General features: G+C 60.7%; 16 protein-coding genes. 5 read left to right on the forward strand and 11 right to left on the reverse strand.

The genetic code is table 11. The features are described 5' to 3' along the window. Positions 1-46 precede the first annotated feature (46 nt). From thiL to hisG, 4 genes are read right to left on the reverse strand one after another with little or no spacing between them, the layout of a single operon-like run. Complete coding sequence (gene thiL, locus ACG9DO_RS07460; protein WP_394731224.1) at positions 47-904, reverse strand: thiamine-phosphate kinase; 858 nt, start codon at positions 902-904, stop codon at positions 47-49. Then, positions 901-1,371 (reverse strand): transcription antitermination factor NusB, encoded by a 471-nt coding sequence (gene nusB, locus ACG9DO_RS07465; RefSeq protein WP_394731088.1) that lies wholly within the window; start codon positions 1,369-1,371, stop codon positions 901-903. The genes thiL and nusB overlap by 4 nt, the downstream gene beginning before the upstream one ends. Beyond that, positions 1,368-2,660 (reverse strand): histidinol dehydrogenase, encoded by a 1,293-nt coding sequence (gene hisD / locus ACG9DO_RS07470; protein WP_394731090.1) that lies wholly within the window; start codon positions 2,658-2,660, stop codon positions 1,368-1,370. Before hisD ends, nusB begins: the two co-directional genes overlap by 4 nt. Further along, positions 2,657-3,325, reverse strand: a complete 669-nt coding sequence (gene hisG / locus ACG9DO_RS07475) for an ATP phosphoribosyltransferase (RefSeq protein WP_394731091.1) — start codon at positions 3,323-3,325, stop codon at positions 2,657-2,659. Before hisG ends, hisD begins: the two co-directional genes overlap by 4 nt. Before the next feature lie 76 nt (positions 3,326-3,401). On the opposite strand from hisG, the gene ACG9DO_RS07480 reads away from it, so the two are divergent. Continuing rightward, the gene (locus ACG9DO_RS07480; protein ID WP_394731093.1) at positions 3,402-4,475 is read left to right on the forward strand and encodes a DUF2332 domain-containing protein; all 1,074 of its coding nucleotides are present in this window, start codon (positions 3,402-3,404) and stop codon (positions 4,473-4,475) included. On the opposite strand, the gene ACG9DO_RS07485 is transcribed toward ACG9DO_RS07480, so the two are convergent. Genes ACG9DO_RS07485 through ACG9DO_RS07495 form a run of 3 tightly spaced genes read right to left on the reverse strand, consistent with a single transcriptional unit; the run spans position 4,472 to position 6,488 of the window. After that, positions 4,472-5,296, reverse strand: coding sequence for an SDR family NAD(P)-dependent oxidoreductase (locus ACG9DO_RS07485; RefSeq protein ID WP_394731094.1), 825 nt, complete (start codon positions 5,294-5,296; stop codon positions 4,472-4,474). The two genes, ACG9DO_RS07480 and ACG9DO_RS07485, sit on opposite strands and share 4 nt — an antisense overlap. A gap of 24 nt (positions 5,297-5,320) precedes the next feature. Then, positions 5,321-6,214, reverse strand: coding sequence for a pirin family protein (locus tag ACG9DO_RS07490; RefSeq protein ID WP_394731095.1), 894 nt, complete (start codon positions 6,212-6,214; stop codon positions 5,321-5,323). A 1-nt stretch (position 6,215) separates the two neighbouring features. Beyond that, positions 6,216-6,488 (reverse strand): BolA family protein, encoded by a 273-nt coding sequence (locus tag ACG9DO_RS07495; RefSeq protein ID WP_394731096.1) that lies wholly within the window; start codon positions 6,486-6,488, stop codon positions 6,216-6,218. Positions 6,489-6,541: 53 nt separating this feature from the next. On the opposite strand from ACG9DO_RS07495, the gene ACG9DO_RS07500 reads away from it, so the two are divergent. Beyond that, the gene (locus ACG9DO_RS07500) at positions 6,542-7,135 is read left to right on the forward strand and encodes a DnaJ domain-containing protein (protein WP_394731097.1); all 594 of its coding nucleotides are present in this window, start codon (positions 6,542-6,544) and stop codon (positions 7,133-7,135) included. 13 nt (positions 7,136-7,148) lie between these two features. Here the strand turns inward: ACG9DO_RS07500 and ACG9DO_RS07505 are convergent, their stop codons facing one another. Then, positions 7,149-7,988 carry an oxygenase MpaB family protein gene (locus ACG9DO_RS07505; protein ID WP_394731098.1) on the reverse strand — a complete coding sequence of 280 codons (840 nt, stop codon included), beginning with the start codon at positions 7,986-7,988 and terminating at the stop codon, positions 7,149-7,151. Between the two features lie 59 nt (positions 7,989-8,047). Further along, positions 8,048-8,611: a TetR/AcrR family transcriptional regulator gene (locus ACG9DO_RS07510; RefSeq protein WP_394731099.1), complete on the reverse strand. Its 564-nt coding sequence runs from the start codon at positions 8,609-8,611 to the stop codon at positions 8,048-8,050. Between the two features lie 116 nt (positions 8,612-8,727). Between ACG9DO_RS07510 and ACG9DO_RS07515 the strand changes: the two genes are divergently transcribed. The 3 genes from ACG9DO_RS07515 (at position 8,728) to ACG9DO_RS07525 (ending at position 12,665) form a co-directional block, all read left to right on the forward strand. Then, a complete protein-coding gene (locus ACG9DO_RS07515) occupies positions 8,728-9,423 on the forward strand; it encodes a cupin domain-containing protein (RefSeq protein WP_394731101.1) in 696 nt (231 codons plus the stop codon). A gap of 68 nt (positions 9,424-9,491) precedes the next feature. Further along, complete coding sequence (gene cobS, locus ACG9DO_RS07520) at positions 9,492-10,484, forward strand: cobaltochelatase subunit CobS (protein ID WP_394731103.1); 993 nt, start codon at positions 9,492-9,494, stop codon at positions 10,482-10,484. A gap of 36 nt (positions 10,485-10,520) precedes the next feature. Beyond that, complete coding sequence (locus ACG9DO_RS07525; RefSeq protein WP_394731104.1) at positions 10,521-12,665, forward strand: transglycosylase domain-containing protein; 2,145 nt, start codon at positions 10,521-10,523, stop codon at positions 12,663-12,665. Here ACG9DO_RS07525 and ACG9DO_RS07530 read toward each other — a convergent pair. Together ACG9DO_RS07530 and ACG9DO_RS07535 are read right to left on the reverse strand one after the other, a co-directional pair. Then, positions 12,662-13,108 (reverse strand): PaaI family thioesterase, encoded by a 447-nt coding sequence (locus ACG9DO_RS07530; RefSeq protein WP_394731105.1) that lies wholly within the window; start codon positions 13,106-13,108, stop codon positions 12,662-12,664. The two genes, ACG9DO_RS07525 and ACG9DO_RS07530, sit on opposite strands and share 4 nt — an antisense overlap. Then, entirely contained in the window at positions 13,083-13,532 is a 450-nt protein-coding gene (locus ACG9DO_RS07535) for a PaaI family thioesterase (protein WP_394731106.1), read from the reverse strand. Before ACG9DO_RS07535 ends, ACG9DO_RS07530 begins: the two co-directional genes overlap by 26 nt. Positions 13,533-13,544 lie beyond the last annotated feature (12 nt).

The raw sequence follows: 13,544 nt of genomic DNA on the forward strand, positions 1-13,544 counted from the left end.
CCCAGAGTCGCCGGATTGAGGCGAGCGTCCCCAATTCGCGCTAGGCTCAGCGGTGCTCATATCCCAGTTGGTCGTCTGGCGAGAGATTGTCCGTATCGAGGTGCAGCATGGTTGCGCCAGAGGCCTGGACAGTCCCGATCCGGCTTGCGCCAACCGGCAGCAGGTTGTCCGGCGGGGCGGTAAAGAGCAACTGGTAGTCATCGCCCCAGCGAATGCATTCATCGATCCGATTGCAGTCCGCGACGGGGATTGAGGCACGCTCCAGCTGCAAAGTTGCATTGCTCGCGCTCGCCATGCGCCAGCAATCGAGGAGCAGACCATCGGATATGTCCATCATCGCGGTAACGTGAGGAGCGAGCGCCTGGCCTTCCTTCAACAGCGGGCGAGGGCAGTTGAAAGCATCGAGATGCTCAGCCTCGCCCTCATAGCCTAGCATCGCGCGGCCGAGCGGTCCGGTTACGAATATCCCGTCGCCAACTTGAGCGCCCGCACGCGAAGGGACGGGTGTGTGCGTTGCCCTGCCGATCGCAGTAAGCCCGAACTGGCGCAAACCGGAGGCTTTGACGGTGTCGCCACCGAGCAATGGGACATCAAAGGTTTCCAATGCGCCGCGTAGCCCTTCCAGAAACCGGGAGTCGTCGACGCTGAGATTGTGCCCGAGCAATACGCCTACGGGATCTGCTCCTTTCGCTGCAAGGTCCGACAGGTTTACCGCGACGAGCTTCCACGCGACGTCCGCCATATCGGCATCTGGCCGGAAATGCGTGCCCTCAGCCATCACGTCATGCGTGAGCACCAGCGTCTCTCTGCCGATTTCCAGCATTGCGCAGTCATCTTCGAGGTTCCGCGCGCCCGAATGCAACGGGAGAGTGCGCAAGGCGGCGATGAATTCGGCTTCGTCTATGACCGAACCTCTTTGCTCACCGCGTCCAGAATACCGTTGACGAACTTGGCTTCGCGGTCGTCGAAGAAGGCTTTGGCGACGTCGACATACTCTGAAATCGCAGATGCCGTTGGCACGTCAGCGCGCGCGATGAGCTCGTACGCACCGCAGCGCAAGACTTGCAGCATGGTCTTGTCGAGCCGAGCAAGCGTCCATCCCTCCGCGAGTTTCGCCAGCAGCTTGTGATCAATCTCGTCGACGCGCGCGATAACGCCGGTGACAATATCATCGAAGAAATCGACCTCCGCGTCGGCATAACGTTCGTCTTCTGCTTCATCGACTTCACGACCAAGCCTGTGCTGGTGAAACTCGTCGAGCAGCTTGGTCAGCGCTGTGCCTTCCATCTGCCACTGGTAGAGCGCCTGAACGGCTGCCAGGCGGGCGGCGGAGCGCGATTGAGAGCGGGGTGCTGAGCGGGAAGCGGTCATTTCAAACGCACCTCGACCGATTTGGCGTGGGCGGGCAGGCCTTCAGCATGAGCAAGCTTAACCGCAGCAGGTCCGATGGCGGCGATGCCTTGCTCGCCAAGCTCGATGAAGCTGGTGCGTTTCATGAAGTCGAGCACAGACAATCCGCTCGCAAACCGCGCGCGGCGGCCGGTTGGCAAAACATGGTTCGGACCTGCAACGTAATCGCCGATGGCTTCGGGCGTCATCCGCCCGATGAAGATGCTACCCGCATGACGGATTGCTTGCATCAGCGCTTCCGGCTCAGCCACTGCCAGTTCGACATGCTCGCTTGCGAGCTTGTTGGCGAGTTCAGGCGCTTGGGCGAGGTCATCGACAACGATAACTGCACCGTGCGTGTCCCAGCTCTCCTTTGCGGTTTCGCCAGTATCCAGCATGGCAAGCTGAACGTCGACCGCGTCCATCACCTGCGCGGCAAAGCCCGCATCATCGGTGATCAGGATCGATTGCGAGGTCGGATCATGTTCAGCCTGGCTGAGCAGGTCAGCTGCGATCCACTCTGGATCGTTGTCCCTGTCCGCGATCACCAGGATTTCGCTCGGTCCCGCGACCATGTCGATGCCGACCACACCATACAGCTGGCGCTTGGCTTCCGCGACATAGGCGTTGCCGGGTCCAGTGATCACATCAACTGGCCTGATTCTGTCCGTGCCATAGGCCAGCGCACCAATCGCCTGAGCGCCGCCGACGCGCCAGATCTCGTCCACGCCAGCGATATGCGCGGCCGCCAGCACGATGGGGTTCGACTGTCCCTTTGGCGTGGGTGTTACCACCACCAACCGCTCGACACCCGCCACCCGAGCCGGAATGGCGTTCATCAGCAGCGAGGAGGGGTAGGCGGCGCGCCCTCCCGGCACGTATAAGCCGGCAGCATCGACAGCGCGCCAGATTGCGCCCAGGCGTACCCCTGCGTCATCTGTGTAGTCGCGGTTTTCAGGCAGTTGCGCTTGATGATAGGAGCGGATGCGCTTGGCCGCGAGCTCCAGCGCGTCGCGAAGTTCTGGTTCGATCGTGTCGTAGGCTTCCTTGCAGCGTTCAGCCGGGATGACCCAGTCGCTTTGCTCAGAGAGCGCATGCCCATCGAAGCGCATGGAGTATTCGATAATCGCCTCATCGCCGCGGGCCTTCACTTCGCGCAGGATATCGCGCACCTGGATCGCGACGTCGCTTTCGCTTTCACGGCGCGCATTGACGAGCTTGCGAAACTCGCGGTCGAAACCGGCATCCGAAGTGTTAAGCTGATAGGTCATGCTGCGGCTCGATCTTCTGCTATCGCCCGGAAGGCATCGACCAATTCGGCGACCCGGCTATCCGTCTTGAGTGCTGCGCGGTTGACGATCAAGCGAGCTGAGATGTCGAGGATGCGTTGGCTCTCTTCCAGGCCATTGTCCTTCAGCGTGCGCCCGGTCGAAACAAGGTCCACGATCTGGCGCGCGAGGCCCAGCGAAGGGGCGAGTTCCATCGCGCCGTTCAGCTTGACGCATTCGGCCTGGATGCCTTGTCGCTCGAAATGGCGGCGGGTGAGGTTGGGGTACTTGGTGGCAACCCGAAGATGGCTTACATGTGACTGATTGCCGGCATCGCCCTTGACCCGTGCGACGGACAGGCGGCAATGCCCGATATCGAGATCGACCGGCGCATAAAGGTCGGCGTAATCAAATTCTTCGATCACATCAGAGCCGACGATACCGACCTGTGCTGCGCCGTGCGCCACGAAAGTCGCAACATCGAAAGCGCGCACACGAATTAGGCGCATGTCATCGCGCGTTGTCGCGAAGCTCAAGGCGCGGTTGCTCTTGTCGTGGAACGCGTCTTCCGGCACCACGCCGGCACGGGCCATAACCGGCAGCGCCTCATCGAGAATGCGGCCCTTCGGAATGGCGAAAGTCAGCTGTCTGGGATCAGTGGTTGTCATTGCGCGAGCGACTTAGGGACTGGGCGATGAAAGGGCAATCATTTAGGGGCTTCAGTCAGGCAAAAGGGGGACCTGCATGAGCGAAGACGGGGTGATGTTCACGCGCGAGCTCGCCGAGGCCATCGATTGGCAGGCGCAGCACGCAGAAGAAAATGGCGCACCTTGCACCGCGCGGCTGATCCGGGCGATCCCTGAAGTGGCTCAAGGCGCGACGGCCACCGGACGGCGGATCGCGAACTGGGAAGGTATCACGCTTAAGGACGCCATGCCCTTGCGGTTTACAGGCGGGCTTCATCACCTTGTCCTCACCGGCCAGGATACGCGCCTTGAGCGCGTCTACGCCGGCCTGATTACCGATCAGGACACGATCAACCGGCTGGTGTGCGAACTGGTCGAGACCTTTGATACGCAGTTGCTGCCGTGGCTGGATGGGCCGCCGCAAACGAACGAAGCGGGGCGCTCTGCCAGCATCATGGCAGGACTCTTGTGGCTGACAGGCAAATTGGGGCCGAAATTTGAACTCAACGAGTTGGGTGCAAGCGCAGGCGTCAACACCATGATGGAACGCTATCGCTACGATCTTGGCGGTGTGACGGTTGGGCCAGAGGTCTCACCGATGCAGATTGCGCCCGAATGGCGCGGCAATCCACCGCCCGACAATCCGGTTGAGATCGTTGCGATTCGAGGCTGCGACCAGGCCCCGATCGACCTGTCCGACCCTGCTGCGGCGCTCAAACTCAAGGCCTATGTCTGGCCTGATGCGATAGTCCGAATGGCGCGGATCGATGCGGCGATTGAGCTCGCCTCGCAGGCGCCGCCCGATCTTGTGCAGCAAGACGCGGCTGACTTTGTCGAGCAGTTCCTGTCGCTTGAACATCCGCAGGGCGTTACGCGCACGATGTTTCACTCGATAATGTGGCAATATATGCCCGCAGAAACGCAAGATGCCATAACGGCAGCCTTTGAGGCAGCAGGGGCTCAAGCCACGTCAGAACGGCCGTACGCATGGATCGCGCTGGAGACCGATCCGGCGACTTTCCGGCATGAGCTTAAGGTGCGCTACTGGTGTGGCTCGCTTAAGGACGGAGAGACATTTCTGCTCAGCCACGCGCATCCGCATGGCGCATGGGTGGAATGGCTTGACGTTTAGCCGTCGGCTTCCATTTTCTCCATGTAGCCATTGGCGACCATGGCGGCGATTTGGTCGAACAGCTGGTCTGGCGTTCGGCGCATCTCGCCCATTGCCTCTTCCATCCCCTCAGCAACGATGATCTCGCGCTGTCCTAGCGCAATCGCATCCACCATGGTCTTGGCCGCGTCTTCCGGCTTGATCCCTTCATCGATCACCTTGTCGCTGCGCCCGCGCTTCTCGCCGGTCCCGGTCAGCGCGTTGCGGCTGACATCGGTCGCGATGGAACCGGGGTAGATCACGTGGACGGAGACGCCGTTCTGACTGAGCTCGCCCCGCAAGGCGTCAGCATAGCCCGCAAGGCCGAATTTCGCTGCGCAATAGGCGGTGCGCATGGGTACACCAACCTTGCCTGCAATGGAGGAGATGAAGGCGAGCCCACCTCGCTTTCCGTCTTTGGCGCGCTCGGCCATATGTCCGATCAGGCTTTGCGAGAAAGCGATCTGTGCGGTGAGGTCAATCTCGATGATCTCGCGATAGACCTGCATATCGGTCTTGAGCGCACGGCTGCGCTGCGACACGCCCGCATTGGCAACCGCGAAGTCGACGCCGCCTTTCCAAGCAATTGCCTTGGCCGTTGCATCTGCCAGCGCGGCATCGTCACGCACATCAAAGGGCAGGATAAGCGCTTCACCGCAGTCATTGGCGACTTCGGCAAGTCTCGCTTCATCGCGCCCTGACAGGACCAGATGCGCGCCGCGGCGCGCCCATTCGCGCGCCAAAGCTGCGCCGATTCCCGAGGACGCGCCTGTGATCCAGATTGTCTTGCCGTTGAATTCCATGCTCTGTCTCCCCCTTGTTCCGCGCTAGTCCGTGACTGTTTTTGGCCTGCCTTCGGGCAGCGGAATGAATTCCTTTTCATCGCCTGGAACCTTGGGGAAGCGGCCCGCTTTCCAGTCTTCGCTCGCCTGACGGATGCGATCCTTGTCGCTGCTCACAAAGTTCCACCAGGCATGGCGTTTGGTGGTGAACGCTTCGCCGCCGAGCAGCATGATCCGCCCGCCGCGCTCGCTTGAAAGCGTCATTGCATGGCCTGGAGCAAGCACAGTCAGCTCGTAGAGGCCGAGCGGCGTGCCATCCAGGCTCGCTTCGCCGCCGACCAGCATTACCGCCCGCTCATCGGCTTCGGCTTCGATCGGCATGGAGCCGGTCGGCGCGAGCACGATCTCGGCATAAATCGTTTCGGCATAGGTCGTCGTCGCTGCACGTTTGCCCCATAGCTGGCCCATGATGACGATCGACTTGGCGCAAGTATCCTCGATCACGGGCAAGTCCGCGACTGCTTCAAAAGCCGGATCGATTTCCTCGCGGCCATCAGGCAGGGCGAGCCATGTCTGCATCCCGTAAAGCTTCGGGCCGGTTGCGCGCTCTTCGGCCGGCGAACGCTCTGAGTGGACGATGCCTTTGCCCGCCGTCATCAAGTTCACTTGGCCTGGGCGAATAGTCGAGAATGTGCCGAGACTGTCGCGGTGGTCAATTGCACCCCCATATTCTCCGGCGAACAGCCACGTGACCGTAGCGAGATTGATATGCGGATGCGGGCGCACATCCATCGCAGTGCCAATATCGAGCTGCGCGGGGCCAAACTCGTCGACGAATATGAACGGTCCGACCATGGTACGCTCTTTCTTCGGGAGCGCGCGGCGAACCTCGAACTGTCCGAGATCATGCGTGGTCGGGGTTATGGTCTGGAGGATCATTCTACTCCCCCGGCGCCTTCGCCTTGATCGCGACGGCATGGACCCGCTCGCCAACGATATCGCCAAGCGCAGCGATCACCGCGCGCTGCCGCGCCAACCGGTTCATGCTCGCAAACGCCTCTGCCTCGATCACAATGGTGAAATGCGATTCGCCGCTGCCATCATCGCCTGCATGGCCATGATGCTTGGCGCTATCATTGATGATCTCAAGCGCGGTTGGGGAGAAAGCCTCGCTCAGGCGGGTTTCGATCTCAGCTGCCATAGGTCCTGTCATAAAACCCGATTTGGGGGTTTCAATCCGTCTTGTCCATGTCCATCCTATGCAGCGTGGCACAATCGAAGTTTCATGGACGGTTTGAAGAAACAGGGATGACCTGCCAGGCACCGGGCTGCCGCGAGCCCGGCGAATTCCGCGCGCCCGGCTATCGCCCCAGCGGTTTTGACGGCCCAGGCGAATATCGCTGGTTCTGCCTCCATCACGTGCGCGAATTCAATTCCGGTTATGACTGGTTCGAAGGGATGAGCGCAGAGGAAATTCTTCGCGCGCAATCGCCAGTGACCGGCTGGCAGACCGAAAGCCGCACATTTCGTCCGACCGCAGGCGTCGACGGGATGCCGCGTTGGGCGGACTTTGCCGATCCATTGGATGCCATCGGGGCGCGGGTGAACGGGATCAGGTTACGTGCGGAGCGTGAAGCGAAGATGGCGATGGACGGGCGATTCAGCCCGGATGAAGCACGCGCGCTCGACACCATGGGCCTGGGGTTAGAGACCGACCGCAGGCGCTTGCGGCGGCGCTATTCAGAGCTGGTTCGGCGCTATCATCCGGACCGCAATGGCGGCGACCGTCGCCATGAGGATCGACTGAATGAAGTGGTCGCGGCCTATCAACTTTTGCGGAAGAGTGCAGCGATAGATTGATCTGCGCCATGGCTTAATTCTGCTTAAAGGCCCAGCGAAGGGTCTTGCCCATGCCCCATGTCGCCGCGCGTGCCGGGATCGTCGCGAGGCCCGGGCGGGTGAGGCCGAGCATGGAGCGGGCGAAGCTCGGCAGTATCGCGACAGCTTCTGCGCCGAGCATCGCTTGCAGACCGGGAGGGGTTCCTTTGGGGCGCTGGTTGAGGACGAGCTGCGCGATCTCACGCGCTTGAGGTGAGGTGTGCAGATCTCCGCGCAATTGCCGGAACAGAGCTTCAGCTTCAGTCTGCGTCTCAGGCACGGGGTCTGCGCCAAGCGCTCGTGCGATGACAGCAAACTGGCGGAAATACTCGTCCTGCTCCCAGTTGGGCATGTCTGGCCGGACATGCCGCTTGTATCCCGCCAGAAAGCTCTGCGCTTCGACGACATGCACCCAGGCGAGCGTGCGCGGATCGGTCGCAACATAGGGCGTGCCATCCGGCAGCGTGCCCGTGACCTTCGCGTGGATGCGGTTGACGCGCTCAATCGCCGCTTTGGCATCGTCGCGATGGCCGAAGGTGGTTACGGCGATGAAGCGAGCCGTGCGTCGCAAACGGCCGTGCATGTCTTCGCGGAAGTTTGAATGGTCGAGCACGCCTTGCAGTGCGTGCGGGTGGAGCATCTGCAGCAAGAGGCTTCTGATACCGCCGACCATCATTCCCACGATATCGGCATGGACCATGCGGATCGGCGTGTCTTTCTCGAACAGCGCTTCGTCGGATGGCGGAACCGGTTGCTGCCCCGATGCAGTGTCGTTGAACACGCCTCGGACCTGTTCAACGAGCTTCAAACGCAAGGTTTCGACGGGGTCCGGCATGTACTTAATCTAGGGAAGAGCAGGGCTCTATGCCAGCGATATGGAGCTTGCGCCCCCTATCAGTAGCGATTGAGCCGCGTCAGCAAGGTTGCAACCGCGACATCGAACTGTGTGAGGTCTCCGGCTGCGCGGGCGAGCAATTGCGCGCCTTGCAGTTGTGCGAGGATCGCCCATGCTTCCTCCGCCGGATCGCCCCCCACTGAGATCGAGCGGTCCTTGCGACCGGTCAGCAGGACGCTTTCAATCCAGCTGGCGGTCGCGGCATTGGTTTGCGCCAGCACCGCATGCAGGCGCTCGCTCAGCACCGTGCGGTCTCCGGCAAGGGCGACACAAAGGCACAGATGATCGCCATCGCTCAGCATTTCACGGTAAAAGGCGATCAGCTTGAGAAGGGCCTGTCCACCAGAGCGGCTGTTTGCAAACATGTTGAGCAGGGCGCGCAGCCGTTCGCCATATCGGATCAGCACCGCGAGGCCGAAGTCCGCCTTGGTCGCAAAGTGATGATGAACGCTCGCCTTCCGAATGCCACTTTCGCGCGCAAGATCTGCAAAGCTGAAACCATCATAGCCGCGACAGCGGATCAGGCCCTCCCCAATGTCGATCAGCTTGTCCCGCGTGTTCAAGGTCCGGATTCTCCGCTGGAAATTACCTCAACCTACTAGTAGGATGGGTCAAATCAGGCAAGCAGAATTAGTGCCTACCATAAGGTAGGTTGACGTGTGGAAAAGTGAAAATCGCAATGAAAATCAATGCTGAATTCGATAGTGCGGTGGCTATCCATACGGGTAGTCTGGAATGGACTGCTTCACCCATGGCTGGCGTGAAGCGGCGTATGCTGGACCGTATCGGCGGCGAAGTTGCGCGCGCCACATCCCTCGTTCGCTATGCACCGGGCAGCCACTTTTCCGCTCACACCCATTCAGGTGGGGAGGAATTCATCGTCCTTGAAGGCACCTTCCAGGATGAGCATGGCGATTACCCTGCGGGCAGCTATGTCCGCAATCCGATCGGCACAAAACACATTCCGCGATCGGAAGAAGGCTGCACGATCTTCGTGAAGCTGTGGCAATTCGATCCTAGCGATACTACGCAGTTTGCGCTTGACCTCAATGCGCTGGAGCTTGCGCCGGTCGAAGGGCTTGCAGGTGTTCAACAGGCCGCTTTGCATGATGTCGCGACAGAGACTGTCGTGTTGGAAGCGTGGGAGCCGGGCATTCAGCGTCCATTCTCAAGCGCAGGCGGGGCCGAAATCCTGATCCTTGACGGCAGCATCGGGTTCCATGGCGACGAATTCGGTGTGCACGACTGGATCCGCTTGCCGCCGGACAGCGAGCTTTGTCTTTCTTCCGGTCCTTCAGGCGCAAAGCTGTGGATCAAGACCGGACACTTGCGGCAGATCATAAGGGAGGGCTGGGGCGGACCGGGTCCAGATTGAGCCTTTCGGGCACACTTCGCTTTTGGCCGCTTGCAGGCTCGCGTTCACGCGTCTAACCGTTTTTCGCAATGAATAGCGTATTCGAAACTGGAATCGACGGAGCGGACAAGACGCTCTTTCCTGCACCCGACACGGAAATCGACGTGCGTGACACGTTCGGTATCGATGTCGACTGGCAAGTGCCGGCCTTCAGCCTGAAGGACGACCGCGTGCCCGATCTGGATGAAAGCTATGTCTTTGATCCGGATACGACGCTAGCGATCCTTGCTGGCTTTGCGCACAATCGCCGCGTGATGGTGCAGGGCTATCATGGTACCGGTAAGTCGACCCATATCGAGCAGGTTGCTGCGCGCCTCAAATGGCCTTCGGTCCGCGTCAACCTCGATGCGCATATCAGCCGTATCGACCTCGTCGGGCGCGACGCCATCGTCCTTAAGGACGGTCTGCAGGTGACCGAGTTCAAGGAAGGCATCTTGCCCTGGGCGCTGCAGCACCCGGTCGCGCTGACCTTCGACGAATATGACGCGGGCCGCCCGGACGTCATGTTCGTGATCCAGCGCGTGCTGGAAGCGCAGGGCGCATTGACTCTGCTCGATCAGAACAAAGTGATCACGCCGAACAAGTATTTCCGCCTGTTTGCCACCACCAACACAGTTGGACTTGGCGATACGAGCGGCCTTTATCACGGCACGCAGGCGATCAACCAGGCACAGATGGACCGCTGGAATATCGTGGTTGCGTTGAACTACCTCGAACCAGAGGTCGAGCAGAAGATCGTCAAGTCCAAGAGCCCTGAAACCGATGACAAGGTCATCGCCGACATGGTCAAGGTTGCTGACCTGACCCGCCAAGGGTTCATGAACGGCGATATATCGACGGTGATGAGCCCGCGTACGGTCATGACCTGGGCGCAGAACGCGGAGATTTTCAAGTCGGTCGGCTTCGCTTTCCGCCTTTCATTCCTCAACAAATGCGATGAGGCCGAGCGGATGCTGGTGAGCGAATATTACCAGCGTGTGTTTGGCGAAGACCTGCCCAGTGGGGCCGCGAAATCAGCCTGATTGCCTTTGCTGTATTGTTGAGCTAACACAGCTCTCATGTTCGCCTGGCTGAGAAAATCACGCAGCAACCGCGCACCCTTTGGTGGCCGCAAGGACCGCGTCGCTCCCGGATTTTACGCCACGCAGGATCCCTGGGGCAGCCAGCTCGACCAATTCGATCGTGACTTCGATCTCGACTTTGATGATGACGCAGAAGGCGGCTTCGATGCGCCACCTGCAAAGCCACATCGCAAGGGCCGCAAACGCCGCTGGTTTGTGCGGATCGTCGCAGCGATCCTGCTCCTCTTCATTATCGCGGTAGGATGGCTCGCTTTGACAGCGCCACTTTCCAAATCGCTTGAGCCGATCGCACCGCCGCAGATCACTCTGCTGGCGAGCGACGGGACCCCGATTGCGCGCAGCGGCGCCAATGTAGAGGCACCGGTCGATGTCGAGAAGCTGCCTGAGCATGTGGTCGGTGCGTTCCTCGCGATCGAGGACCGCCGGTTCTATTCGCATTGGGGCGTTGATCCCCGCGGGATAGCCCGCGCGGCATGGACCGGCGTGGGCGGCGGCAGCACGATTACCCAGCAGCTTGCCAAGTTCACTTTCCTCACCCCGGAACGCAGTCTCAGCCGCAAGGGGCAGGAGATGTTGATCGCCTTCTGGCTGGAAGCGTGGCTGACCAAGGACGAAATCCTCGAGCGCTATCTCTCCAACGCCTACTTCGGCGACAACCAGTATGGGTTGCGCGCGGCAAGCCTGCACTATTTTTACCGCCAGCCAGAAAACCTGAGGCCTGAACAGGCGGCCATGCTCGCTGGCTTGCTGCAAGCCCCGTCGCGGCTCGATCCGACCGACAATTACAAGGGCGCAGAAGCGCGGATGCGGCTTGTTCTGAACGCTATGGCAGAGGAAGGCTATCTGACCCCGGAGCGCGCTGCCGCGCTGCCTTCGCCAAGGCTTGATGTCCGCACGCGCAACACGCTTCCCACCGGCACCTATTTCGCCGATTGGGTGCTGCCGCTCGTGCGTCAGGATGCCGAGCGGAGCTATGCCAAGCAATCACTGACTACCACGCTTGACGCGCGCTTGCAGCGAGTGGCTTCCGAGGTTGTCGGCCGGGCAAGGCTGGGCAAGGCCCAGGTGGCCCTGGTCGCGATGCGGCCCACTGGCGAGGTTGTCGCCATGATTGGCGGCAAGGATTATGCAAAATCGCCCTTCAACCGCGCCACGCAGGCCAAGCGTCAGCCGGGTTCGACCTTTAAGCTGTTTACCTATCTCGCAGCGATCGAGGCTGGGATGGACCCCGGTGACCGTGTGCCCAACACGCCGATTGAGAACGGGAGCTATCGCCCCAGGAATGCCGGGGATCGCTACACCGAGACGATCTCGCTCGAGGATGCTTTTGCGCAATCGAGCAATGTTGCGACCGTCAGGCTGTTCAACGAACTCGGCAGCGCGGCGGTCATCAAGACAGCGCGCAATCTGGGGGTTACAGCCGAGCTTCCTGTGGGCGATCCGAGTCTGGCGCTTGGGACGTCCAGCATGACCCTGCTTGAGCTTACGGCGGCCTATGCCGGTGTTGCTGCCAATCGGTTCCCGGTTAAACCGGTTGCGTTTGTGCCCGAAGAAAGGGGTTGGTCCGACTGGTTCTTCAGCGACGAGGACAGCCTGTCGAGCCGCGAGCATGCCGCGATCGAACGCCTGCTGCGCTCGGCAGTGAACAAGGGGACTGGCCGGGCGGCTGCCCTCACCATGCCCAATTACGGCAAGACTGGCACGACTCAGAATTATCGCGACGCGCTGTTCGTTGGCTATGCGGGCGGTCTGGTCGTGGGAGTGTGGGTCGGTAATGATGACAATACTCCGCTCGACCGCGTTACGGGCGGCGGGCTCCCCGCACGAATCTGGCGCGATTTCATGGTCAGAGCCTTGTCGGCAGAGGCTGCGCCGGTGCAGGACGTCCCCGATCCGATGGGCCCGATCCAGCCTCTCGATGTACCAGACAATTTCACGATCCCCGTCGACGGGCGTGATCTCGAAGTGAACCTGCGTGATGGATCGGTTATTATTTCCGGCGAAGCGGATGGCATCCCGCTAGAACTGATCATCGGCGAGGACGGGATCAGTCTCGATCAGGAGAAATTGCAGGAAGCGCTTCAGAACCGGGCGGCCGAAGCGGAGCGCCCGGACCCTTAGTCTCGCGCGTTCGCCATCAGGATATTCATCACCGCGCTCGCAATCGGCCGGGTGCGATCATCCTGCCAGGCTTCGACTGTCAGATTTGCGTTTCTGCGCCCCAGCCGCGTTATCCGTCCGATCGCATAGCTGCGCTTGGGCTTGCCTGCGCTCAGGAACTGCACAGTGATGTTGATCGGCTTGAGCAGCGCCGTACGCCCTTCCTTCGCAAGCCGCGCGCGCAAGGCGGCATAGCCTGCTGTCTCCAACAGGCCGCTGGTCGCTCCGCCATGGAGATGCCCAGGCCGACCTTCGACGATCCGCTCGAAATCGAAACAGAGCACCGGCACGCCATTCTCCTCGCCAGCGACCGCAATGCCGAGCGCGCGGGCATAGGGTGTCAGAAAATCGAGATCACCGGTGCGGTCAGACAAGCGGTCAGACACGGCGCGGATCCGTGCCAATGGTCATGAATACCCCGGCGACATGCGCAATGGGATCATCGTCTTCCCCATCATGCGCAATGCCGCGAACAAAGGCAGCGGAACGTGTCATCTTGTAGCATTCAACTCTGCCAATGACAGATGCATGCGGCTTGGCCGGGCGCTGATAATCGACTCTTAGGTCGAGCGTCGCGATGGGCTTGAATTCCCGTGAAGCCGTCCAGATGCACATTCCGCTGGTCATGTCCATCAGGCTGATGATCGGGCCAGAAGCAAGAACCCCTCGCTCCGGATCGCCGAGGAGGTCTTCGCGCCAGGGCAGCACCAGCTCAACCCAGTTATCTCCATGGGCGCGGTATTGCAGACCAAGCCATCCGGAATGTCCAGCCTGAGAGAATAGCTGCGCGGCCTTGTCTGGCTCGAATTGGGTGGTTTCAGCGTTCATGAATTTCTTCGA

The sequence above is a fragment of the Altererythrobacter sp. GH1-8 genome, assembly GCF_043702085.1.
Taxonomy (GTDB): Bacteria; Pseudomonadota; Alphaproteobacteria; order Sphingomonadales; family Sphingomonadaceae; genus Erythrobacter.

Excerpts from the sequence above, each read along its gene's own strand:
- nusB (WP_394731088.1), bottom strand. The coding sequence starts at position 1,371 with ATGACCGCTTCCCGCTCAGCACCCCGCTCTCAATCGCGCTCCGCCGCC.
- hisD (WP_394731090.1), bottom strand. The coding sequence starts at position 2,660 with ATGACCTATCAGCTTAACACTTCGGATGCCGGTTTCGACCGCGAGTTT.
- hisG (WP_394731091.1), bottom strand. The coding sequence starts at position 3,325 with ATGACAACCACTGATCCCAGACAGCTGACTTTCGCCATTCCGAAGGGC.
- ACG9DO_RS07480 (WP_394731093.1), top strand. The coding sequence starts at position 3,402 with ATGAGCGAAGACGGGGTGATGTTCACGCGCGAGCTCGCCGAGGCCATC.
- ACG9DO_RS07485 (WP_394731094.1), bottom strand. The coding sequence starts at position 5,296 with ATGGAATTCAACGGCAAGACAATCTGGATCACAGGCGCGTCCTCGGGA.
- ACG9DO_RS07490 (WP_394731095.1), bottom strand. The coding sequence starts at position 6,214 with ATGATCCTCCAGACCATAACCCCGACCACGCATGATCTCGGACAGTTC.
- ACG9DO_RS07495 (WP_394731096.1), bottom strand. The coding sequence starts at position 6,488 with ATGACAGGACCTATGGCAGCTGAGATCGAAACCCGCCTGAGCGAGGCT.
- ACG9DO_RS07505 (WP_394731098.1), bottom strand. The coding sequence starts at position 7,988 with ATGCCGGACCCCGTCGAAACCTTGCGTTTGAAGCTCGTTGAACAGGTC.
- ACG9DO_RS07515 (WP_394731101.1), top strand. The coding sequence starts at position 8,728 with ATGAAAATCAATGCTGAATTCGATAGTGCGGTGGCTATCCATACGGGT.
- cobS (WP_394731103.1), top strand. The coding sequence starts at position 9,492 with ATGAATAGCGTATTCGAAACTGGAATCGACGGAGCGGACAAGACGCTC.
- ACG9DO_RS07525 (WP_394731104.1), top strand. The coding sequence starts at position 10,521 with ATGTTCGCCTGGCTGAGAAAATCACGCAGCAACCGCGCACCCTTTGGT.
- ACG9DO_RS07535 (WP_394731106.1), bottom strand. The coding sequence starts at position 13,532 with ATGAACGCTGAAACCACCCAATTCGAGCCAGACAAGGCCGCGCAGCTA.